Annotated in this window: 16 protein-coding genes and 1 pseudogene; 9 read left to right on the top strand and 8 right to left on the bottom strand. The window is 58.1% G+C overall.

The features are described from left to right. Window positions 1–81: 81 nt before the first annotated feature. A complete protein-coding gene (locus EDC26_RS10445) occupies window positions 82–1,404 on the bottom strand; it encodes an MFS transporter (RefSeq protein WP_132582258.1) in 1,323 nt (440 codons plus the stop codon). Between the two features lie 73 nt (window positions 1,405–1,477). Then, window positions 1,478–3,097: a GMC family oxidoreductase gene (locus EDC26_RS10440; RefSeq protein WP_132582256.1), complete on the bottom strand. Its 1,620-nt coding sequence runs from the start codon at window positions 3,095–3,097 to the stop codon at window positions 1,478–1,480. Between the two features lie 207 nt (window positions 3,098–3,304). Here EDC26_RS10440 and EDC26_RS10435 point away from each other — a divergent pair, with 207 nt between their 5' ends. Next, window positions 3,305–4,075 carry an IclR family transcriptional regulator gene (locus EDC26_RS10435; RefSeq protein ID WP_132582254.1) on the top strand — a complete coding sequence of 257 codons (771 nt, stop codon included), beginning with the start codon at window positions 3,305–3,307 and terminating at the stop codon, window positions 4,073–4,075. Between the two features lie 9 nt (window positions 4,076–4,084). Here EDC26_RS10435 and uvrA read toward each other — a convergent pair whose 3' ends face one another. Beyond that, window positions 4,085–6,952, bottom strand: coding sequence for an excinuclease ABC subunit UvrA (gene uvrA / locus EDC26_RS10430; protein WP_132582252.1), 2,868 nt, complete (start codon window positions 6,950–6,952; stop codon window positions 4,085–4,087). A 127-nt stretch (window positions 6,953–7,079) separates the two neighbouring features. On the opposite strand from uvrA, the gene EDC26_RS10425 reads away from it, so the two are divergent. Together EDC26_RS10425 and ssb are read left to right on the top strand one after the other, a co-directional pair. Beyond that, window positions 7,080–8,291: an MFS transporter gene (locus EDC26_RS10425; protein WP_132582250.1), complete on the top strand. Its 1,212-nt coding sequence runs from the start codon at window positions 7,080–7,082 to the stop codon at window positions 8,289–8,291. A gap of 376 nt (window positions 8,292–8,667) precedes the next feature. Then, on the top strand, window positions 8,668–9,153 hold the full coding sequence (gene ssb / locus EDC26_RS10420) for a single-stranded DNA-binding protein (protein ID WP_132582248.1): 486 nt from the start codon (window positions 8,668–8,670) through the stop codon (window positions 9,151–9,153). Between the two features lie 198 nt (window positions 9,154–9,351). Here ssb and EDC26_RS10415 read toward each other — a convergent pair whose 3' ends face one another. Beyond that, window positions 9,352–9,849 (bottom strand): HugZ family pyridoxamine 5'-phosphate oxidase, encoded by a 498-nt coding sequence (locus EDC26_RS10415; protein WP_132582246.1) that lies wholly within the window; start codon window positions 9,847–9,849, stop codon window positions 9,352–9,354. A 370-nt stretch (window positions 9,850–10,219) separates the two neighbouring features. On the opposite strand from EDC26_RS10415, the gene EDC26_RS10410 reads away from it, so the two are divergent. Next, window positions 10,220–11,305: an NADH:flavin oxidoreductase/NADH oxidase gene (locus tag EDC26_RS10410; protein WP_132582244.1), complete on the top strand. Its 1,086-nt coding sequence runs from the start codon at window positions 10,220–10,222 to the stop codon at window positions 11,303–11,305. A 117-nt stretch (window positions 11,306–11,422) separates the two neighbouring features. On the opposite strand, the gene EDC26_RS10405 is transcribed toward EDC26_RS10410, so the two are convergent. The 4 genes and pseudogenes from EDC26_RS10405 to EDC26_RS10390 all read right to left on the bottom strand — a co-directional run bounded on the left by EDC26_RS10405 (window position 11,423) and on the right by EDC26_RS10390 (window position 17,180). Then, window positions 11,423–13,156 carry a methyl-accepting chemotaxis protein gene (locus EDC26_RS10405; RefSeq protein WP_132582242.1) on the bottom strand — a complete coding sequence of 578 codons (1,734 nt, stop codon included), beginning with the start codon at window positions 13,154–13,156 and terminating at the stop codon, window positions 11,423–11,425. Between the two features lie 73 nt (window positions 13,157–13,229). Next, window positions 13,230–13,529: pseudogene (locus EDC26_RS20590) on the bottom strand (chemotaxis protein CheW); the annotation flags it as partial. Between the two features lie 344 nt (window positions 13,530–13,873). Then, a complete protein-coding gene (locus EDC26_RS10395; RefSeq protein WP_165930988.1) occupies window positions 13,874–15,409 on the bottom strand; it encodes an EAL domain-containing protein in 1,536 nt (511 codons plus the stop codon). 142 nt (window positions 15,410–15,551) lie between these two features. Further along, the gene (locus tag EDC26_RS10390; RefSeq protein WP_132582238.1) at window positions 15,552–17,180 is read right to left on the bottom strand and encodes an MFS transporter; all 1,629 of its coding nucleotides are present in this window, start codon (window positions 17,178–17,180) and stop codon (window positions 15,552–15,554) included. A 387-nt stretch (window positions 17,181–17,567) separates the two neighbouring features. Between EDC26_RS10390 and EDC26_RS10385 the strand changes: the two genes are divergently transcribed. The 5 genes from EDC26_RS10385 (at window position 17,568) to EDC26_RS10365 (ending at window position 22,023) form a co-directional block, all read left to right on the top strand. Beyond that, the gene (locus EDC26_RS10385; protein WP_132582328.1) at window positions 17,568–17,879 is read left to right on the top strand and encodes a high-potential iron-sulfur protein; all 312 of its coding nucleotides are present in this window, start codon (window positions 17,568–17,570) and stop codon (window positions 17,877–17,879) included. Window positions 17,880–18,007: 128 nt separating this feature from the next. After that, window positions 18,008–19,072, top strand: a complete 1,065-nt coding sequence (locus tag EDC26_RS10380; protein WP_132582236.1) for an ABC transporter substrate-binding protein — start codon at window positions 18,008–18,010, stop codon at window positions 19,070–19,072. After that, entirely contained in the window at window positions 19,069–19,839 is a 771-nt protein-coding gene (locus EDC26_RS10375; protein WP_132582234.1) for an ABC transporter ATP-binding protein, read from the top strand. Before EDC26_RS10380 ends, EDC26_RS10375 begins: the two co-directional genes overlap by 4 nt. A gap of 8 nt (window positions 19,840–19,847) precedes the next feature. Further along, window positions 19,848–20,726 (top strand): ABC transporter permease, encoded by an 879-nt coding sequence (locus EDC26_RS10370; RefSeq protein WP_132582232.1) that lies wholly within the window; start codon window positions 19,848–19,850, stop codon window positions 20,724–20,726. Between the two features lie 52 nt (window positions 20,727–20,778). Continuing rightward, window positions 20,779–22,023, top strand: a complete 1,245-nt coding sequence (locus EDC26_RS10365) for an ATP-grasp domain-containing protein (protein ID WP_132582230.1) — start codon at window positions 20,779–20,781, stop codon at window positions 22,021–22,023. The last annotated feature ends 44 nt before the right edge of the window (window positions 22,024–22,067 follow it).

Raw genomic sequence — 22,067 nt, 5'->3', positions numbered from 1 at the left:
GGGCGACACTTGTGGGCGCCCGGTTTCTTGCATCGATGACAGGCACGAGGCCTGTCGCTACAAAGGATTAACGGGCGACCGCTATCGTCCGCGGGCGCCTGCAGGCACGATCTGCGGCTCGGCATGACTGGCCGACCGGCCGATGAGCCATACGCTGAAGGCTGAGACCACACCCGCAAAGATGGTGTATGCCACGATCAGCCAGGGCTGGCCGCCGTTCATCTTCAGCAGTGCCGTGGCAATGAGCGGCGTGATGCCCGAGGCGAAAATCCCCGAGAACTGATACACGAACGAAATGCCGGTATAGCGCACCTTGGTGTCGAACAGCTCGCAAAAGAGCGCGGCTTCGGGCCCATAAATCGCGGCGTAGAAGATGCCGAAGGGAATGATGATGGACAGCCAGACCACCATCACGTGCTCTGAGTAATTGGCCATCAGCCAGAACGCCGGCAGAGCCGAAAAGGCAGTGATCAGAGAACCCCAGAAGTACGTACGAGTGCGGCCCACTCTGTCCGACAGGGCGCCAAAGTAGGGGATAAAGAAACACATGACCACGGCTGATGCCATCACGCCCGTCAGAGCTTCGGTCCGATTGATGTGGACGGTCTGGGTTAAATAGTTGATCGAAAAAACGGCGAAGATGTTGAAGAACACGCCATCGATATACCGTGCGCCCATGCCTTTCAGGATGTTCCCGGGGTACCGTTTCATCATGTCGAAGAAGGGAATCTGCGATGCCGCGTTGGCTTCTTTGATCTTGGCGAATTCCGGGGTTTCCTGGATGGTCAGTCGAATATACAAGCCCACGAATACCAGCAAGGCGGACAGGCCGAACGCAATACGCCAGCCCCAGTCCAGAAATGCTTCGTTGGTGAGCGTCCCCGACAGTAAGGCAACCACGCCCGCGGACAGACACAAGCCGATGGACAGCCCGATTTGCGGCAATGAAGCATAGAGTCCGCGCTTGTTCTTGGGCGCATATTCGTAGGTCATGAGGACCGCGCCGCCCCATTCGCCGCCTAGGCCCAGGCCCTGAACGACACGGCACAGCAACAGCAGGATGGGGGCCCAGATGCCGATCGAATCGTAAGTGGGGATAAACGCAATCAGGAATGTGGCAATGCCCATTAGCACCAGCGTGAAGATAAGCATGCTTTTGCGTCCGATCCGGTCGCCGAAGTGGCCGAAAATAACGCCCCCGAACGGTCGGGCGATAAAGCCCACGGCAAACGTGGCGTACGCCAGCATGGTGCCCACGAGCGGATCGTGGCTGGGGAAATACATCTTGTTAAAGACAAGGCCGGCCACGAGCCCGTACAAGAAGAAGTCATACCACTCGATGGTGGCTCCGATGAGCGAGGCGGCGACTACCTTTCGGATAGCGCGGTTATCTGGATTGGACATGTTGTCTCCTGGTGTTTTTTACTTTTGGCAAAAGGCTTGCCGGGGTGTGAAATTTTTTATTGGAAATTCCTGATCAAGAACGTTGGCGCTGGGCATCTTCCAGAATGAATTCGGCGGCGCGTTCGGCAATCATCACGATCGGGACATTCGTGTTGCCCGACACCAGGGTGGGCATGATCGAGGCGTCGACCACGCGCAGGCCGTCGATGCCGTGAACGCGCAGGCGGTTGTCGACGACGGCACCGGTGTCCGAAGCCAGCCCCATCCTGGCCGTACCCGTGGGGTGAAAAATGGTGGCTCCGTACTCGCGGCAGAAATGCAGGATTTCGTCGTCGGTGCGCACGTCGGACCCAGGGCGATGTTCTCTTTTCATCAGATCGCTCATGGGAGCGGTAGCCGCCAGGCGCCGCGCGTATTTCACACCCGCTATCGCGGTGCGCCGGTCCAGATCGGTGGACAGGTAATTGGGCTGCATCGAGGGCGGCTCGAAGGGGTCGGTCGATTTGATGTTGATCTCGCCGCGGGACTCGGGCCGCAGCTGGCAAACCGAGTAGGTGCATCCGGAAAAATCGTGCACGGCGCCGCCGGCAGCGTCGGCCGATAGGGTGCCGAAGTGGAACTGGATATCGGGTGTTGCGCTTTCTTGCGGAAGGGCGCGGCAGAAAATGGCCCCTTGATTAATGCCTATGGCCAGCGGCCCGCCTCGGAACAGCAGCCATTGCAGGCCGATCTTGCCTTTGCTCCAGATGGTGCGCAACTGGTCGTTGGTGGTAATGGGCTTGGTGACTTCGTAAATCAGGCGGATCTGCAAATGGTCCTGCAGATTTTTCCCGACCCCGTTCAAGTCCTTGACGACCGGGATTCCGAATTCGTTCAAGAGCTTGGACGGCCCGATGCCCGATAGTTGCAACAACTGCGGCGACTGGATGGCGCCCGCTGAAAGGATCACTTCGCGGTTGGCCAGCAGGGCGCGTTCCACCCCTCCTTTTTTGTAGCGGATGCCGCTGGCCCGGTTCCCTTGCATAAGGATGGCGGTGGCCTGGGCGTCCGTTTCGATACGCAGATTGGTTCGCCCGCGGGCCGGATTCAGGTAGGCCACGGCCGTAGAGCAGCGCTTTCCATTGCGGGTCGTGAGCTGGTAGTAACCTACGCCTTCCTGATCGCCGCCGTTGAAGTCCTGGCGTTTTTTCAGACCCAGCGATGCTCCGGACTGGATCAGGGCTTCGACCAGCGGATGCCGGGTTTTGATTGAGGTGGCGTTGAGCAGGCCGGTCGTGCCACGCGTTGGGCTCTCGCCCAGGTCATTGTTTTCCAGTTTGCGAAAGTAAGGCAGGCAATCGTTCCAGCTCCAGCCGGCGTTGCCTTGCTGTTCCCAGTGGTCGTAGTCCTGTTTTTGGCCGCGTATGTAGATCAGCCCATTGATGGAGCTCGACCCGCCCAGCGTTTTGCCGCGCGGCCAGTAGATTTTGCGCCCCAGCATGTTGGCGTCCGGATCGGTATAGAACCCCCAGTTCAGTTTTTTATGAAACATGGTTTTCCCATAGCCGATGGGGATGTGTATCCAGATATTTTTATCCGGCGGCCCGGCCTCGAGCACACAGACGGAATGCTTGCCGTTTTCGCTAAGCCGGTTGGCCAGTACGCAGCCGGCGGAGCCGGCGCCGACGATGATGTAATCTACGGACTCTGACATGGTTGCCTCGGGTGCCATCGCGTGACCGGTCGGAGACCGGACGTGGCGATATTTATTATTGAGATGCCTTATTTCAATAATTATTGATTTATGGCGTGTCGACAAGATAGAATCGAACGATAATCCACCAGTGGAACAATAAGTTCCATTGGCGTTTCAGTAATGAACCGATAGTCGGCGGGATGTTGTGCCCGAAGGGTTAGCGCCGTGTCCAATGTGTCTTCCCGTTATCTGCGCGTCCCTGCTTTGCTGGAGCAGTTGGCGCGTACACAACACCCCCAGACGCTGGCGCAACTGGCGCAACGTCTGGATTTGCCCAAAACCACGTTGATGCGGATATTGCAGTCTCTGGTCGAGGCCGGCCTGGTGGTCGATACGCCCAATGAAAAGGGTTATGTGCTGGGGCCGCGCGCCACGCTTTTGGCACTGGCGACGTTACGTTCACCGCATTTTTCCCGAACCTCGCGGGCCATATTGGGGCAACTGGTGCAGGTGTTGGGCGAGACCTGCAACCTCACCACGCTTGAAGGCGACCAGATCCGCTATCTTGATCGTGTGGAAACCCATCATCTGCTGCGTCTGCAACTGGAGGTGGGTACGCATGTTCCTCTGCATTGCACGGCCAGCGGCAAGCTGATGCTCGCCTCCATGGACGCCGACCATCGCCGGCAGATTCTGGATCGCATCAGCCTGGAGCGGTTCACCCCTCGAACGCTGATCGATCGGCAGCAGCTCGAGAGCGAGCTGGCCAATATTCGCCAGCGCGGCTTGGGCGTGGATCGCGAAGAGTTCGTTCTGGGTATGGTGGCGGTCGCGGTGCCGGTGCTGGACGCTCAGCAGAATGTCATTGCGGCAGTGGCCTGCCACGGCCCGACGGCGCGGGTTTCCATGGAGTTCTTGTTGGGTTCGGTGCCCGTGTTGCAAAAAGCGGCCATCGCCATGGGTCGCGCGTTGGGCGACGACACCATGTCCTGGTAGGTGCCGCGCCTATTGCTTATGCGGCTTGTGCGCGGCACGCAATAAAGGTTTTAGATAGCGCCCGGTATAGCTTTCCGGGTGAGCGGCGATGTCTTCCGGCGTGCCTTGCGCTACGATGCGGCCGCCGCCGTCGCCACCCTCCGGGCCCATGTCGATCACCCAATCGGCGGTTTTGATGACATCCAGATTATGTTCGATGATCACCACCGTGTTGCCGGCATCGACCAGTTGGCGCAATACGCCCAGCAGTAGCGAAATATCCTGAAAATGCAGGCCTGTCGTAGGTTCGTCCAGGATGTAGAGCGTGCGCCCGGTGCTCCGTTTGGAGAGTTCCAGCGACAGTTTTACGCGTTGGGCCTCGCCGCCCGACAAGGTGGTGGCGCTTTGCCCCAGGCGTACATACGATAAACCCACGTCCATCAGCGTATTCAGTTTGCGGGCAACGCTGGGCACCGCTTCGAAATACGGCAATGCCTGCTCGACGGTCAGATCCAGCACTTCGCTGATGGTGCGGCCGCGATAGCGGATCTCCAGCGTTTCGCGGTTGTACCGCTTGCCGTCGCATACGTCGCACGGCACGTACATATCGGGCAGGAAGTGCATTTCCACCTTGACGACGCCGTCGCCCTGGCAGGCTTCGCAGCGCCCCCCTTTGACATTGAACGAAAAGCGGCCCGGATCGTAGCCGCGCACGCGCGCTTCGGGCACGCTTGCAAACAGCTCGCGTATGGGGGTGAACATGCCGGTGTAGGTCGCCGGATTGCTGCGCGGCGTGCGCCCGATGGGGCTTTGGTCGACATTGATGATTTTATCGAAGTGCGACAGGCCTTCCAGCGAAAGATAGGGCGCCGGCTCGGTCTGGGCGCGGTGCAGCTGCTGGGCCACCGCCGTTGCGAGCGTGTCGTTGATCAGGGTGGATTTACCCGAACCGGACACGCCCGTGACGCACATCAGGCGTCCCGCGGGCAGCGCCAGGTCGACCGATTTCAGGTTATTGCCGGTGCAACCTTTCAGGTATAGCCAGTCCAGCTCATCGGTGATGGGACGCCGCAACGGCACGTCGATGCGCTTGGCGCCGCTCAGGTATTGACCGGTCAGGGAGTTGGGGTTCTGGGGGAGGGATTGAGGCGTGCCATGAGCGACGACCTGGCCGCCATGCTCGCCGGCTCCGGGACCCATATCGATAACGTAATCGGCCGACCGTATCATGTCTTCGTCATGTTCGACCACGATCACGCTGTTGCCCAGGTCGCGCAGATGCTGCAGGGTTTCGATCAGGCGGCCGTTATCGCGCTGATGCAGGCCGATGGAGGGTTCGTCGAGCACATACATGACGCCAGTCAGCCCGGAGCCGATCTGGCTGGCCAAACGGATGCGTTGCGCTTCACCGCCCGAAATTGTGTCGGCGCTGCGGTCCAGCGACAGGTAGTTGAGCCCCACGTTATTCAGGAACTCCAGGCGGGCTTCGATTTCGCGCACGATCCGGTCAGCGACGTCTTTTTTCGCGCCTGACAGTTCCAGCGCCTGGAACCAGGCCAGGCAGGCGGACAAGGGCTTTGCCTCGACCTCGAATATGGCGAGCCCGCGGCGTTCACCGGTGCCTGCTTCCGTGCCGATCAATACATGACGTGCTTCGGCGCGCAGCCGCGAACCGCCGCAGGCAGGGCAGGCTTTGGTGTGGCGCATTTTTCCCAGTTCCTCGCGCACGGCGTTTGAATCGGTTTCGCGCCAGCGCCGCTCCAGATTGGGGATAATTCCTTCAAAAACGTGTTTCTTGACGGTCGATCGGCCTTTCTCGTTCAGGTATAGAAATGGAATTTCCTCGTCGCCCGATCCATAGAGTACTTTTTGCTGCAGTTCTTCGCCCAGTGCCTCGAAGGGAGTGTCGACGTCGAACTCATAGTGCGCGGCCAGGCTGGTCAAAAGCGTATGTGTGAAGGCGTTGCGGCGGTCCCAGCCGTGCACTGCGCCGCTGGCCAGGCTGAGCTCTGGAAACGCCACCACGCGTTTGGGGTCGAAGAAGTCCACATGCCCCAAGCCATCGCATGTGGGGCAGGCGCCCACGGGATTGTTAAAGCTGAACAGGCGCGGCTCCAGTTCGGCCAGGCTGTGGTGGCACACCGGGCAGGCGTAGCGACTGGAAAATGGGTGTTCGTCGCCCGTGTCCATATTCAGGGCGATGACCCGGCCTTCGGCCAGGTTGACTGCGGTTTCAAAGCTTTCGGCCAGCCGCTGCTGGCTTTCGGGCCGAATGCGCAGACGGTCTATGACCACATCGAAGTCGTGTTTTTCGGTTTTTTTGAGGGGCGTGAGCTGATCGATTTCGACCATTTCGCCATTGACCCGCAACCGGACGAAGCCCTGCGCCTGCAGGCTGCTGCATTCGTCTTCGAAGCTGCCTTTGCGCGAACGCGCCAGCGGCGCCAGGATGGCCAGGCGCGTGTCGGCCGCCCAGGTCATGACCTTGTCGACCATCTGGCTGACGCTCTGGGCCTGCAGGGGCAGGCCGTGGTCGGGGCAGTAGGGGGTGCCCACGCGTGCGTACAGCAGTCGCAGATAGTCGTGGATTTCGGTAATCGTGCCGACCGTCGAGCGTGGGTTGTGGCCCGCCGATTTTTGTTCGATGGCAATGGCGGGTGACAGGCCTTCGATCAGGTCCACATCGGGCTTGTCCATCAGTTGCAGGAATTGCCGCGCGTAGGCCGACAGGCTTTCAACGTAGCGGCGCTGGCCTTCGGCATAAAGCGTGTCGAAGGCCAACGAGGATTTGCCCGACCCCGACAGCCCCGTCACTACGACCAATTTGTGTCGCGGCAGGTCGACGGAGATGTTTTTCAGGTTGTGCGTACGGGCGCCCCGGATGCGAATCGCGTCCATCAAGTTACTTTCAGCTATTTCAAAGGCTAACTTGCTACTATAGCGCGCAGCCCCAATCTTTGCGCTGAGCGTATAACTGTTGATGTGTTTGACAGTGCACCGGCGGTTTTCCACAAAAGAGTATTTCATGACCCACCATAGCGCTCGCCCCGGCAAGCCAGAACGTGTTGCACTAAAGCTGACCCCGGTCGAGCGCCGCGCCAGCATTATGCTGGCCCTGTTGTTTGCCTGCCGCATGCTGGGCCTGTTTCTGCTGACCCCCGTGTTTGCCGTGGCCGCGCAGACCATCCCTGGTGGCAACGATGCGGCCAAGGTTGGGCTGGCGCTGGGGGCGTATGGGTTGACGCAGGCTTTTTTACAGATTCCGCTGGGCATGGCCTCGGATCGTTACGGGCGCCGCCCGGTGATTGTGTTTGGCCTGCTGCTGTTCATTGCCGGGGGCGTTATGTGCGCGCTGGCAAGCAATATCAACTGGATTATTGCGGGGCGCGTCATTCAAGGCCTGGGTGCCGTGTCGGCGGCCATCACGGCATGGGTGGCCGACGCCACCCGCCCGGAGGTTCGCACGCGCGCCATGGCGATGGTGGGCGGTTCGATCGGGGTTTCGTTTGCCGTTTCGCTGGTGCTTTCGCCTTTGCTGGTGGGGCAGTTCGGCCTCTCGGGCCTGTTCTGGGCGATTAGTCTGTTGGGTTTTGTGTGTTTGTTGATTGCCAGTTTCGTGGTGCCGGTCGTGCCTTTGGCCGATCTGCCTATTGTGCAGGCCAGGCCGCGCGACGTGTTGCATCATGCCGATTTGCTGCGTCTGAATTTCGGCGTTTTTTGCCTGCATTTTGTGCTGATGTCGATTTTTATTGTGGCCCCGGGCTTGCTGGGCAAGTTGGGCGGTTACGATTCGGCGCATTTATGGGAAGTTTATCTGCCGGTTATCCTGCTTTCTTTTGTGTTGATGGTGCCGGCGGTGTTCTATGCTGAAACGCATCATGCTCACAAGGTGGCGCTGGAGGCGGCGGTGGCCGGCTTGGTGGTGGTGCTGGCCCTGATGCCTTTGGCGAGCCATGCGTTTCTTGCCTTGGTGGCGACGTTTGTCGGGTTTTTTGTGGCGTTCAATATTCTGGAGGCTTTGCAGCCGTCGTTGGTGTCGCGGGTGGCGCCGCCTGAGTTCAAGGGCCTGGCTCTGGGTTTCTACAACACGGCGCAGGCCTTGGGGGTGTTTTCGGGCGCGGTCGTGGGGGGTGTGCTGGTTTCCTATGGCGACGAGTCCAAGGTGTTCCTGGTCGCCGCGGCCTTGAGTTTCGCCTGGTTCCTGACCGCGCGTGGCTTCAAGTCGCCTGCCCTGTAGCGGCAGCCCTGTAGCGCCACCCCTTGTGGGTGGCATTTTTCGCATCTCATCTATCTAGGATAGAACCTTCTAACCCCGCGCCGTGGGCGGTTAAGGTAGGTCGAGCTCCGACGTGCACGGTTCTGGCTTTGCCAGAACTTCCCGCAGGAATAAGCGGCTTCGGGGCGGCGCGCGAACTCGCTTATTCCTGCGGCGTGCCCGAGTCGCCCGCCCTACCTTAACCGCCCACGGCGCTACCGTTGTTGAAATTCGCCACGACAACTCCCGTCCCCACTTGGACTAATCCATCCGCGCACTAATACCAGGGCCTCTACCCGGCGGGCTGCAAATCGTCGATAATAGGCCCAATATAAAATTTTACGGTAGAGATCTCGCCATGGCATCAGTCAATAAAGTCATTCTCGTAGGCAACCTGGGGCGCGACCCCGAAGTTCGTTACAGCCCCGACGGCGCGGCCATTTGCAATGTTTCCATTGCCACCACATCGCAATGGAAAGATAAGGCCAGTGGCGAAAAGCGCGAAGAAACCGAGTGGCATCGCGTGGTGTTTTACAACCGCCTGGCTGAAATCGCCGGCGAATACCTGAAAAAAGGCCGTTCGGTGTATGTAGAGGGCCGTCTTAAAACCCGCAAGTGGCAAGACAAGGACACGGGCGCCGATCGCTATAGCACCGATATCGTGGCCGACCAGATGCAAATGCTGGGTGGCCGTGAGGGTGAAGGCTCGGGGGGCAGCTATAGCAGTGCTGATCCGCAGCAACAGCAACAGCGCGCCCCGCGTCCCGCACAAAGCGCCCGCCCTGCCGCACCACAGTCGGCTCCGGCCAATCTGGCCGATATGGATGACGATATTCCGTTCTAGCCAGTCGTTTATTGGGAAGCGCTAGCAAGCCCACACAGGTTTATAGTCTGGCTGGTCACCGCAGTTAAGCCCGACACGCCGGCCAAGCCGAGGGCTGCGCAAGTCGCTATGCTCAGCTCGTGCGAGTTCGATGCAGTTGGCCCCCGCCGGTGTGGCAGTTCAATGCAACCGGCATCAAGATGTGTAGCGTCTTCGGCATTACGCGGTGACCTCCGGGGCGCTTAGTATGGATACGATTTCCTCATCGTCGACGTTGCGTGCCCTGCCGAATCCGTCAACGTGGCGCCCGCGTGTGGCGGTAATGGCAACGAAACGGAAGTCTTTCAGTTTCGTCATCGATTCCGCATCGGGAAAGCGCTTCAGGTAGGCTGATTTGCACGCCTGCCATTCTTCACTACCGACTTCCGGCGTGGTGGCCCGCCCTTGCAGGGTGACGCGCGGCAATGCGTGCACCGGCTCGCCGGGCACCTCGGGCTGCGCCACAAGAAGCGATGCATCGGGCCTGGCCTGCAGGTTGCCGGTGTGTGCGGCCATGGCGCTGACGTGAATGACCAGGCGTCCTGACGATGGCTCTGCCGCAAACGGTACCCGAGAGACGAAAGGCGTTCCGTCTTCGCCGATGGTTCCCAGTGCGGCTGTTCGCTGCATGGTCAGCAATTTTCGCAGTTCGTGGGTCAGTCTGGATTCGCGGGTCATGGCGTATCTCTGTAATAGCAAGTTGGCGGGACCGAAAACGCGTTTGCCGCATAAAGCCGAATGACGCTACCGCCAACACCCCGACGTACCGTTCCAGTACGACGGAACTTGCGGCGGCAAAGCCTCAATCTTGTCCTGCGTGCCGCTCCGGATACGCCAGGTAAGCTATGCTTGGATGCCGTGATGCGAAGGGTGTCCGGGTAGGCACGCGTAAAAAAGTAGCATACCGCCATGTCAACAACCTTGCTGGATATTCAGGCCCTGCCGGTGCCGCACCTGCAGCGGTGTTGACGAACCTCGCCCACCGCCTTTCGAGTGCTATCATTTTTCGGCTCGTTAACCCACCCTTTCGAAGGACATGAATAATTTAATGAACAGCCATCTTTTTTCATCTCTTACCGTCGGGGCGCAAACCTTTAGCAATCGAATTGTGGTTTCTCCTATGTGCCAATACTCTGCCAACGATGGCTGTGCCGCTGATTGGCATCGAATGCATCTGGGTGCCCTGGCAGGCTCGGGCGCCGGTCTTGTAATGGTTGAAGCGACCGCGGTGGAGCGGGCGGGGCGCATTACGCATGCATGTTTGGGCCTTTATTCCGATGCCAATGAGTCTGCTCTTGCCCAAACCATTGCCTTTTGCCGAACAGCGGGCTCCGCCAAGCTTGGAATCCAGTTAGCTCATTCTGGACGGAAAGGGTCCTGCGAAGTGCCGTGGGACGGTGGGGCCAAGCTGGCAGCCAACCGGGATCCCTGGCCCACCTTTGCACCTTCGGCCTCTGGCGACGGCAGTGTCGTTGCTTGCACTCAGGCCGATCTGGACCGCATTAAACAGGCTTTTGTCGACGCCGCGGTCAGAGCTGTCAAGGTGGGTTTTGACGTGATCGAGGTCCACGCCGGGCACGGCTACCTTTTGCACCAGTTTCTCTCGCCGTTGGCCAATCGGCGTGCCGACCAGTATGGTGGGGAGCTCGAGAATCGCATGCGTTTTCCGCTAGATGTTTTTGAGGCGGTGCGTGCGGTGGTGCCCGAACGTATTGTCGTCGGGGCGCGCATTACAGGATCGGATTGGGTTGACGGTGGAATCACCGTTCAGGAAGCGATCGTGTTCGCCCGGGAGCTGGCAACGCGCGGTTGTGACTATGTTGACGTTACGAGCGGAGGTGTTGCGCCTGCCAAGATTCCGGTGGGCCCCGGTTATCAGGTGCCTTTTGCCAGTGAAATCAAGAAGTCGGTGGGTATTTGTGTGCGTGCCGTGGGGATGATCGTTACTGCGCAACAGGCTGACGATATTATTGCTTCCGGAGCCGTCGACGCGGTGACGCTGGCCCGGGCATTTATTGATAATCCTCATTGGCCCTATGAAGCGGCCAGGGTGCTGGGTGAAGAGTTGTCATATCCCCCGCAATATGCGCGTGCAGAACCTAAACTGTGGCCCGGGAGCAAGCTGAAAGGCTGAACCAGCTGGATGCTCCCTTGCCAGCTGTTTAAAGTTTCTTCTCCATTGGCATATCCATGCTGTTTACCGCGCATAATATGCCTCATCCACGAGGCTCCGGATGAGGCTCGCCTTTCTCTAAAAGGATTGCCACTCTGTATTGGCTGTTGTTCGATCCAGCCGCTGCAGGGGCAATTGGTGTGTCATTGAGTTTAATGCTCTTGCCTTGACGGCTACTCGACTTGGCGCAGCAGGCGGAGTCACAGGCTGTGCGTCGACCAGAATGGGCGCCGATTGTGCAGCGCTATCGCCCAATTTAAATGCTCCTACAGCGGCCACCAAGTTATGCGCCTGCTCGCTCAAGCTGCCAGCAGCCGCTGCAGATTCTTCGACTAAGGCTGCATTTTGCTGAGTGACTTCGCTCAGTTGCGCCACCGCCTCATTTATCTGACTCAAGCCGCTTGTTTGTTCGGCGGTGGCAGAGCTGATTTCGCTAATGAGATCGGTGACCCGCTGTACTTCCGCCACGATGTCTTGCATGGCATTACCCGCGGCATCGGCCATCTTGCTGCCTGCATTAATTTTTTCAACGCTGTCACCAATAAGGGTTTTAATATCTTTGGCTGCAGCAGCGCTTTTCTGGGCGAGGCTACGGACTTCGGCAGCCACAACTGCAAAGCCGCGTCCCTGCTCACCTGCCCTGGCAGCTTCAACGGCTGCATTGAGTGCCAAAATGTTTGTCTGAAAGGCGATGGTATCGATCACGCCAATAATGTCGACGATCTTTTTGGAAGCTGTATTAATCTCATCCATCGTGGTGACCACATTATTGACAACCTCGCCGCCCTTGCTTGCTGATGAGCTGGCAGTCTTTGCCAACTGTGCTGCTTGTTCGGCTACCTCAGCGTTGTTCTTCACCGTGCTGGCAAGCTCTTCCATGGCGGAAGCCGTTTGCGTAATACTGGCGGCCTGCTCTTCGGTACGCTGTGAAAGATCAGTATTACCTGCAGCAATCTGACTTGAGCCGGTTGCTACACTATCACTGCTCAGGCGCACTGTTCCGACTACCTGGCGCAACGACGCTTGCATCGAATCCATGGCTTGAAGCACACTTCCATTGCGTGCCTTCGAAGTTTCAATGGAGCTGGTCAAATCCCCCTTTGCGATAGCATTTGCCACGCGCGCCACATCGCCCGGTTCGCCACCAAGCTGGCGGGTCAGGCTGCGTGTCAAGAATATCCCGATCAGAATTCCCAGTAGCGCGCCAGCGAGAGTGAAGCCGATCAACAATACACGGACATTCGAGTAGATGACGTCGGTTTGTGCGTTATACGCGTTGGCGTCGCTGTTCTTTTCTGCAATAAGCTTGGACATCAACGCCTCGGCATTAGTAGCAAGAGGTAGGGCTTGCCCAAGCAAAAGATCAACGGAACTGCGTGCGTGATCCAGCGGTTCAGTGCGAAGCTGCGCCACAACTTTTTTCAGCATTGTCAGGTAAGCCGAAGTCGACTGATCAGTCTCTGCTACTAGCGCTTTTCCGCTCTTTGATACGAATGTGGGTTCGGTCTTCTTGAGTGCAGCTTTGACTCCTTCAAAACTCCGCTCCATTGAAGCCAACGAATCGGCACGACCTTTTTCGTCTGGTGCGAGTATCGCGCTGCGTACGGCCCGCCCTGCCGCCATTAAATTCAGTTGAGCCTCGGCTGCGTGTCGCAAACCGACTGTCTCGCGCTCGTACATGATAGTGGTCATGTCGTTGATTTGACCTGCTGAACGAATACCCAAACCGCCAATGACAGCCGCGATGGCGGCCACAAACAAAAAACCACTAATTAGCTTGGTCCCGACTTTCAAATTAATAAACCAGTTCATTTTGTATTTCCTGAGCAGAACTCAAATATTTGGACGTAGTGTTGGATTGCGCTCAATGAGCAGAGTTGAGCCGCTATAGGGCGGAGCTGTTTAATGTCACGCCAGCCATCATCTTTTCAAAATTCAGTAAGAGCAACATGCGATCATCGATTGATCCGATCGACTCGATATGTGCCGAATTGATAGCCGCTTTGAAACTCGGCATATTTTTTATATGCTCGGCAGTTAAACGAACCACATCGTTCACCCTGTCAACGACAACCCCGACCGTTTGCCCGGAAATATTCAAGAAAATAATGACAGTGAACGCATCGTGCGTCGAAGGCTCCAGCTCAAAGTAACCACGTAGATCGATGATTGGTATGATCAGCCCTCTAAGATTGGTATGATCAGCCCTCTAAGGTTAGGTATTCGCCACTTGGGCTTGTCTCACTGGCTAGCATCCTGTTATGGGAGTGAGATGGAATCGTGTTCATAAAAATTTCGTACTGATATTTTTTTGGAGACAAATAACGGGCATGCGCACCAGACCAAAGTCGGTGCGTGAGGAGGTGTGCTGGGGGGGGTAGCTTTTGAACTTCGTTATTGAAGTGGAAGAAAGCCGACTAGCGCCTGCCCGATATTTACGGCGCCGCCCACGATTTCTTTAGCCGTGAGGGGCTCAAATAAATACATTGACATTCGATGCAACAATTACGTTGCGCTAGAGCTTTTACATTACGAACTGCCGCGAACCTCATCGGTCGAATGGGGCTGCGCGCAGGCGGGATTCGCGTGCGTTTTGGCCGCCGCGTCCAAAAAGGCTAAAAATGGGCCTAGCTCCATCGGACGGGCCAAGGCGTAGCCTTGGCCATAGCGCACGCCCATGGCAGCCAGGAGTTTGACCTGATGGATGTTTTCGATGCCTTCAGCGATGGTGAGCGCGCCGACTGCTTCAGCGATGTGGACGATTTCGGGGATCAGAGTGGAGCGCACCGCCGCACCTTCCAGCTCGAAGACAAACGATTGGTCGATTTTAAGCAGGTTCGGCGAGATCTGCGTGACCGATTTCAGATTTGAATAGCCCGTGCCAAAATCGTCGATGGCGATCTGAAAGCCTTCTGCCTTGAAGCTCTTGACCTCGGTGATCAGCGTATTCGACAGGCTGTGCTCGGTGATTTCGATCAAGATATCGATATCGTCTCTGGGGGTGGCCGATAGGGCTTCTTGCAATATGGGCATAAGCGTGGCCCGCTCAATGCTCTCGGGAAAGAAGTTCAGAGCCATGATGAATACACTCTCCTGAGTTGGGAGGTGACTGTTGAGTTCACGGATCGCCTTCCTTGTTACCGCGTGATCGAAGCGGTGGACCAGGCCCGCGTGCAGGACGGCGGGAATGATCTGATCAGGCATCCAGATATGTTTCCCTTCCTTCAGGCGCATCAGGACTTCACAACCTGCGAGACGGTTGGATTTCAGATCGAAGAAGGGTTGGTACATCAGTACGATATGCGCCTCGTCGCATAGAAAGCGCACGCGATTTTCTATGCCGCGTAGACGCAACACATAGGGTGTGAGCGTGCCGACAGCCAATACGGCAATCAATAGAGTGCTGATGAGCATGATGACCAGCAATACGCTATTGTCGCGCATGATTGCGCCGATGCCGCGCTGGGTCTGGAAGACCCAGGACATGTTTGGCCGCATGGTGATCTGTTCGTATCCGGAGCCGCTCAATAGCCATGTGCTGGCGTGCTGCGCCTGAACTTGTTTGCGTAGTTGTGCGAACGTGCCGGAGGACATGGGTATTGCCTTGAGCGGCTTGAGCCCGTCAGGCGTGCGCAGCCACACGACGTCGGCGCTGGCGTACAGGTTGTCGGTCAGATAGGGGCTGATGACGACATTGAATCGTCCTTGGCGAACGATGGTGGCTTTGACCTTTTTATTCGCGACCTGTAGCGGAACGTCGATCAATACCTGTTTGCCCGAGCGGGTCGTGATGGCCGGGTAGTGCCCGATGATAGGAATAGGCAGCCGTCCTATCGTGGTTGCGCATACCAGCCGGCCTTCCTCGTCCAGAATGCCTATTTCACGGATAAAGCGCGACCGAATCAACAGGGCATTGAGCTGGATCAGATGTTCGCTCTCGCAGCTCGTGTCGTTGTTGAGCACAAGTTGACCGAGCAAGTCTCGGCTCTCGGCGACCAGACCTTCAGCGGTTTCCAGCGCCTGCGCATGCTGACTGGCGATGCGACCCTTGTCGACCAGAAACACAGTTGCGGTAGACACCATCAGCAGTAAAACGGCAACTATTACGCCAGCCCCGTATGTGAATAACCGAGGGGTTTTCGAGACTCTTAGGAGTAGCCAGTACTGCGCTTGCCTTAGCACGTTTGGCCCCCCGGATGCAGAGAGGTCATGGTATCTCCGGATGTCCCTTCAAAGGCGTATCGTCGCGTATCGGTACTGTCTGGCGCTCGATCATGCGGCGAACGCGCGGCGGGGCCGAGCCGCGGTGCAACGCCAGAAGCCTGTCGAAAACCTCGGCATCCGCCTGGGTGCGCCGTTGGTGGTGGCGGACGTATTCCACCCAGGTGGGCACATGGTAGCTTTCCGTCCATATGCGTGGGCTTTCGAGGTCGCGCAAAAGTGACCACTGGCGTGCCCCATCCCGGATGCGAATGCGGCGGCGCTGGGCCATTTCGATGAGGAAGGTGTGAACATCCTCTTGAGCAATCTCATAATCCAGCGTGATCATGATCGGACCGCTTCGTGGCTTCAGATCCAACTGCAGTTCCGGTTCACTGAAGCGGCCCAGGGGATCCAGATTGAGCGTGCCGAACTCCGGCAAGGTATAGCGTAGCCCCATCACCGCCCCCAGGATGAGTGCGACCCCCGAGGCAATGAGTGCCCAATCCGCCCCATAGGCGTCGGCCGTAATGCCCCAGAGCCAACTGCCTGCGGCCATCCCGCCATAGGTCGCGGTTTGGTAAAGCGCAAGGGCCCGTCCAACAACCCAGCGTGGTGTGGAAAGCTGGACCGTTACGTTGAAAAGAGACAAAGCCAATACCCAGCAAGCTCCGGCAGGCAATAGGGCAAGACAGCTCAGCCACATATCGCGGCTTAGCCCAAGCATCGTGGCGCTTACGGCAAAGCCCAGGAAGCTTGCGCGCACGATCGTCTCATTGCTCCAGCGTTCGCGGATCCGCGCGTTGAGAAGGGCCCCTCCGATGGCGCCAGCACCGAAACACCCCAGCATGGTTCCGTAGGTCAGGGCGCCGCCCTTTACCAGATCGCGTGCGACCAGCGGCAACAGGGCGAGGATCGAGACCGCCGCCAGGCCGAAGACGAAGCTGCGGAACATGACCTTCAGGAGGTTGGGCGACATGGAGATGTAACGCAGACCTGCCCAGATTGCACGCCCGAATGTTTCGTGCGGCAGGCTCCGTGGTTCTCGCTGCGGCTCCCAGCGGGCAAGCGCCAGGATCAGCGCAATATAACTGATTGCATTCAGGGCAAAGGCAAAGGCTGCTCCAGCGACGGCGACGATCAAACCGCCGACGGCAGGGCCCACGCTGCGCATGAGGTTGTAGCTCATACTGTTGAGCGTTACGGCCCCGGGGAGGTCCTCTCTGGGAACGATATCGCCCATCGATGCCTGCCATGAGGGGTTGTGAAGCGCCGTGCCGCAGCCGATAAAAAAGGTGAAGGCCAGCAACAACCAGGGCGAGAGCAGCCCGGCGAAGGCAAAGATCGCGAGGACCGCCGACACCAGCATCATGATGGTTTGCGCCGTCAACATGATGTTGCGGCGGTCGAAATTGTCGGCAAGAGCCCCGGCGGCAAGCGAAAAAATCATCACCGGCAGCGTAGTTGCCGCTTGCACGAGGGCCACCATATCGTCCGAATTCGAGATGGTTGTCATTAGCCAGCCCGCCCCTACTGCCTGGACCAGGCCGCCAAGGTTGGAGGCAAGCGTCGCTGTCCAGAGCGCGCGGAAGGTGGAGTGTCGAAACGGGGCCAAGGCTGATGCTCTTTGGGGCATCTCGAAATCTCCTGTTTGCGCCCGAAAAAAAACTCAGTGTCAGAGGCCGATCACTGGGCTCAATTAGTTCGGAAGGTGGTCTATCGGATACATGTTGGCCAACTTTTCATACTGGATTTATTGTAGCAGCGGAGCCGCGCTTGCAGACCGACATTGAACAATAAACTGTGCTGAATCGGGACGAAGCTGACAAAATCCTGGCATAACCCAGGGTTTTCCTTCCGGCATAACGTCCGGTATTAGAATAGCAAAGGTCGATCCGGTTTTTCGATGGGCTACGCCCTGGATCGTATCGGTGTTGTGGCCCCGGGAAAAGTCCGGGATTCGTATTGCCCGCTGGGCGGCTTCAATAGTTGATCAGCGTGACGGAAAATTAAGGAGTCAATGATGAAATCATCCAGACGTACTTTTTTAGCGGCCGGCGTCGGCCTAGCCTCTTCGCTGGCCTTGACGGGTCAGGTCTTTGCCGAGGCAGCAAAGGTTGATGAAAATGATCCGACAGCGCAGGCGCTGGGATACAAGCACGACGCAACACTGGTGGACAAGGCCAAACAGGCTAAATATGTAGCGGGCGAACACTGTGGCAATTGCCAGCTGTTCCAGGGCAAGGCGGGCGACGAGTGGGGCCCCTGTCCGATCTTTGCCGAAAAGCTGGTATCGGAAAAGGGCTGGTGCAGCGCCTATACCAAGAAGGCCTGACAACGCGCGCCATGGCGCGGCAACCGTTGCAGCGCACTTTTCATTGAGCCGACTCAGAAGCGGCTGCCTTTGCCAATTAAAATGCAATGCCAAGGTATGGCCCAGGCCAAACTCCGGAGACAAACGACATGAGTCATACGACTATATCACTTCGCCGCCGTCATCTTCTGGTCGCCGGCGGCGCACTGGCGAGCGGCAATCTGTTTGGTGTGAACGTTGCGCGAGCCCAGTCCAAGCTGGGAAAGGCGGTTTACGGCCAGGGCAGCATCGACCCGATTTTTACCGCGGGTTATATCGCCTTGAAGAAGGGGTATTTCGGCGAGGCCGGTCTGGATGTGCAGTATCTCAATACTCAAAGCGGCCCGCGCACCAATCAGATGCTGGCCGCCGGCCAGATCATGTTCGGCGCCACGGCTGCGACGGCTGCGCCGGCGCTCACTATCGCGGGTAAGGCCGCCGCGCTGGTTTATGGTTTTGACCGCCGTATGACTTACGCCAATGTGCTTGTGCGCAAGGCAGACTTCGACAGCGGAAAATTCAGATCGTTGAAGGATTTAACCGGCCAGCGTATCGGCGCCACCCAGCCTGGATCGGTGACCGCGCTTATGGCGATCTACCTGATGCAGCAGGCCGGCATTTCGGACAAGGTGGATATCCGGCCGCTGGGCGATCTGTCCACCATGCTGGGGGCTCTGAAAACCGGATCGGTGGCGGCGACCATGGCTACCGCGTCGATGATGGAGCAGGCCGTGCACGAGGGATGGGGGGTGCCCATATTCGATGGCACCAACGATGCCGCCTGGAATGAATTCGTGGGTGGCGATGTGCCTGGAATTGCGGCCTACGCGTTGCGCGACACCATAACCAAGCGCCCCGAAGTGGTGCAGGCCTTTGTGACTGGCCTGGTCAAAGCGCAGGATATCATCAACACGAGCTCAGCCCAGGCCATTACGGACCTGATCTACGACGATTATCTGAAAGCGCTAGCCAAGCCTTCCATCCTGAAGACGATTGAGCTCTATAAAGAAACGGTCTGGTTAAAAGACAATATCATCACCCCGGATGCCTACCAGCGCATGGCCCGGATCATGGGCGGCGGGCGTCAGTTCTCCAATGAGCAGATGAAGACGGTGCCCTACTCTTTATGCGTTGATATGAGCTTCGTGCGCAAGGCGCGGGGCATCAAGTCGTGATCGAGTTAAAAAACGTTGGCAAGACTTACCAGATCGACGAAGCGAGCAGCTGGGCGATTGGCGATGTATCGCTGCATATCGCCAGCGGTGAGTTCGTGTCCATTGTCGGCCCTTCGGGTTGCGGCAAAAGCACCCTGCTCAATATGATCGCCGGCTTTCTGGCGCCCACCGCGGGGACCATTACGGTCGATGGCCAGGCCGTTGCGGGCCAAATCCATCCGTCGCTTGGCTATATATTCCAAAAAGACACGCTGCTGCCTTGGTATACGGTGCAAAAAAATGTAGCGCTGGGGTTGAGATTTCAGGCCGTGCCCGAAGGCCGCATCCGTAGCCGGGTGGCCGAATTGCTCGAGCTGGGTCATTTGAGCGAATTTGCCCACGCCTATCCGCACCAGCTCTCGGGTGGCATGCGCAGGCGTGTGGCTCTGTTGATGAGTCTGGCCGTTGAGCCGCGAATTTTGCTGCTGGACGAGCCCTTTGGGGCGCTCGATACGCACACCAAAACGCATCTGCATCGCGAACTGATGGAAATCTGGCGCAAGCTGGGTCAAACGGTGGTCATGGTCACGCATGATCTGGACGAGGCCATCACGCTGTCGGACCGGGTTATCGTTTTGTCCTCGCCGCCCAGCCGCATGCTGCTCGATGAACGCATCGACATTGCGCACCCACGGGATGTATTTTCGTTGCGGGAAACTCCGCAATTCCTGGCCCATTTCCAGAGTATCTGGAGTGTGCTGGGAGAACAATTTCGCGCCGCCGCCTGAGCCTCGACATGGCGACTCCCTCTCCGCCTTCGGGCTTGCCTGGCAGCCATGCCGAGCATCTGGCGCGAACGCGTCGCCTGGCGCGCCAACGCCGCTTGCAGATTACCTTGTGGCAGATTGCAATCCTGGCCGTTTTGCTCGGTGGATGGGAAGTCCTGACCCGTATCCCGTGGTTCGTCCAGAACACGGTTTTCGATCCGTTTTTTATCAGCCAGCCCTCGCGAATCGCGTTGCGGCTTTGGCAGTGGATGCAACCGGGGCCGAATTCGGTCTGGCCGCATTTGTGGGAGACCCTTCAAGCGACATTCTTCGGCCTGATCGTGGGCGTGGGCAGCGGTTTTGTGGTCGGTATGCTGCTTAGCCGGAACCGTTTGCTGGCCGACATCCTCAACCCCTTCATTGTCGCCTTCAACTCGATGCCGCGGATTGCCTTTGTGCCGCTCATCACGATGTTTTTCGGTTTGGGCATTGTCTCCAAAGTCGTGACATCGTGGTTTGTGGTTTTCTTCCTGGTGTTCTTCAACACCTATAAGGGCGGGCGCAGCGTTGAGCCCGAACTGCTGAATTTCTGCCGGACGCTGGGCGGGTCGCCTCGGCAAATCTTGTGGCGCGTGCGTATCCCGACGGCGGCTGCCTGGACTTTTGCTTCTCTGCCCAATGCGATCAGTTTTGCGCTGATTGGCGTGGTCCTGGCCGAGTTCGTCGGCTCCACGACCGGCATGGGCTATCTGATGATTACGGCGCTGGCGACATTGAACGCTACCGATATGTTCGCGGCGATTACGCTGCTTTCCGCCACAGGCGTGGCTCTGGTGTATGGCGTGACCGTGATCGAGCGCCGGCTGTTGCACTGGTCCCCTGAGTTTCGAGAACAGCAGGAGAGATAGCTGCGCGCGGTTTGGCGATGGCACCTATTACCCATGTATCACAGGAAAACCGATGGTCGACCAAATTGACTCCGCAGCCTTGCCGTTTTCCCCTCTCATCGGCGTTGCGTCGTTGGCACGGCGTGCTGTCCTTAAAGAGAACCTGACTCCGTTGGGGGCGGCGCTATTGGCGCGTGCCCAGAAAAACCCGACAGACGCCAATGCCTATATGGACTACTCCACCGTATTGCAGCTTATGGGCCTGCGGGAGAATGCCCTGGCGGTGCAGGCCGAGGCCATTCAGATTCGGGCGCTGTACTCGCTGCCTGCGTCCCGGCCGGTGTCTCAGGAGGCGCCCGGCTTGCGGTTGCTCGCCATTATGGGGCCGGGCGACCTGATGGCCAATACGCCGATTGAATTCCTGTTGGAAGACTCGGATGTGTCTTTGGACATGCTGTATCTCACGCCGGAATCGGAATGGCCGGAAGTTGTACCGGATCACGATGTCATGATGGTGGCGGTGGGAGAATCCGACGCCAACCAGCCTTTGCTCGGGCGCCTTGCAGGGGTTGTCGCCAATTGGCCCCGTCCGGCCATCAATGTACCCGAACAGATTGCCGTCCTTTCGCGCGATGGCGTGTGTGCCGCCTTGCACGATATACCCGGCGTGGAAATGCCGATTACGACGCGCATCGACCGAGCCACGTTGCAGGCGCTGGGCGTGGGCGCAACAACGGTGGGGGCTTTGCTGCCGCATGACGATTTTCCGTTGATCGTACGACCGACCGACTCGCACGCGGGTCAAAACCTGGAAAAGATAACGCACCGCGGCGAGATCGGCGAATATCTCGAACGGGTCCATGCAGAGCGGTTCTATGTGTCGCGATTTGTCGATTATCGCGACGGCGATGGCTTGTTTCGCAAATACCGGATCGTCCTTATTGAGGGGCGGCCCTTTATATGTCACTTTGCCGTGTCGGCGCACTGGATGATTCATTATCTCAATGCGGGAATGGGCGAGAGCGCTGAAAAGCGCGCGGAAGAAGCCGCATGCATGGCCCATTTCGATGAAGAATTTGCCGTGCGCCATGCGGCGGCTTTCGAAGCCATCTATCAACGCATGCGTCTGCCCTATCTGGGGATTGACTGCGCCCAGACCCGTACGGGCGATTTGCTGATCTTTGAGAGCGACAACGCGATGGTCGTCCATGCCATGGATGGGGAGGCGATGTACCCGTATAAGAAGCCGGCCATGCGCAAAGTGTTTGCCGCTTTTCGCCAGATGCTGGAGAATGCCCGCCGGGCGGCGTCATCCTGAGGCTATCACCGGGGCGTTTGTAGCGGCAGCCCTGTAGCGCCACC

It is taken from the genome of Paralcaligenes ureilyticus, from assembly GCF_004346225.1.
Lineage (GTDB): Bacteria > Pseudomonadota > Gammaproteobacteria > Burkholderiales > Burkholderiaceae_B > Paralcaligenes > Paralcaligenes ureilyticus.
This window is presented reverse-complemented; position numbering and strand designations above follow the sequence as displayed.

What these genes read in the sequence shown, in the direction of transcription:
- EDC26_RS10445 (WP_132582258.1), bottom strand. Translation starts at nt 1,404, where the DNA reads ATGTCCAATCCAGATAACCGCGCTATCCGAAAGGTAGTCGCCGCCTCG.
- EDC26_RS10440 (WP_132582256.1), bottom strand. Translation starts at nt 3,097, where the DNA reads ATGTCAGAGTCCGTAGATTACATCATCGTCGGCGCCGGCTCCGCCGGC.
- uvrA (WP_132582252.1), bottom strand. Translation starts at nt 6,952, where the DNA reads ATGGACGCGATTCGCATCCGGGGCGCCCGTACGCACAACCTGAAAAAC.
- EDC26_RS10425 (WP_132582250.1), top strand. Translation starts at nt 7,080, where the DNA reads ATGACCCACCATAGCGCTCGCCCCGGCAAGCCAGAACGTGTTGCACTA.
- ssb (WP_132582248.1), top strand. Translation starts at nt 8,668, where the DNA reads ATGGCATCAGTCAATAAAGTCATTCTCGTAGGCAACCTGGGGCGCGAC.
- EDC26_RS10415 (WP_132582246.1), bottom strand. Translation starts at nt 9,849, where the DNA reads ATGACCCGCGAATCCAGACTGACCCACGAACTGCGAAAATTGCTGACC.
- EDC26_RS10410 (WP_132582244.1), top strand. Translation starts at nt 10,220, where the DNA reads ATGAACAGCCATCTTTTTTCATCTCTTACCGTCGGGGCGCAAACCTTT.
- EDC26_RS10405 (WP_132582242.1), bottom strand. Translation starts at nt 13,156, where the DNA reads ATGAACTGGTTTATTAATTTGAAAGTCGGGACCAAGCTAATTAGTGGT.
- EDC26_RS10390 (WP_132582238.1), bottom strand. Translation starts at nt 17,180, where the DNA reads ATGCCCCAAAGAGCATCAGCCTTGGCCCCGTTTCGACACTCCACCTTC.
- EDC26_RS10385 (WP_132582328.1), top strand. Translation starts at nt 17,568, where the DNA reads ATGAAATCATCCAGACGTACTTTTTTAGCGGCCGGCGTCGGCCTAGCC.
- EDC26_RS10380 (WP_132582236.1), top strand. Translation starts at nt 18,008, where the DNA reads ATGAGTCATACGACTATATCACTTCGCCGCCGTCATCTTCTGGTCGCC.
- EDC26_RS10370 (WP_132582232.1), top strand. Translation starts at nt 19,848, where the DNA reads ATGGCGACTCCCTCTCCGCCTTCGGGCTTGCCTGGCAGCCATGCCGAG.
- EDC26_RS10365 (WP_132582230.1), top strand. Translation starts at nt 20,779, where the DNA reads ATGGTCGACCAAATTGACTCCGCAGCCTTGCCGTTTTCCCCTCTCATC.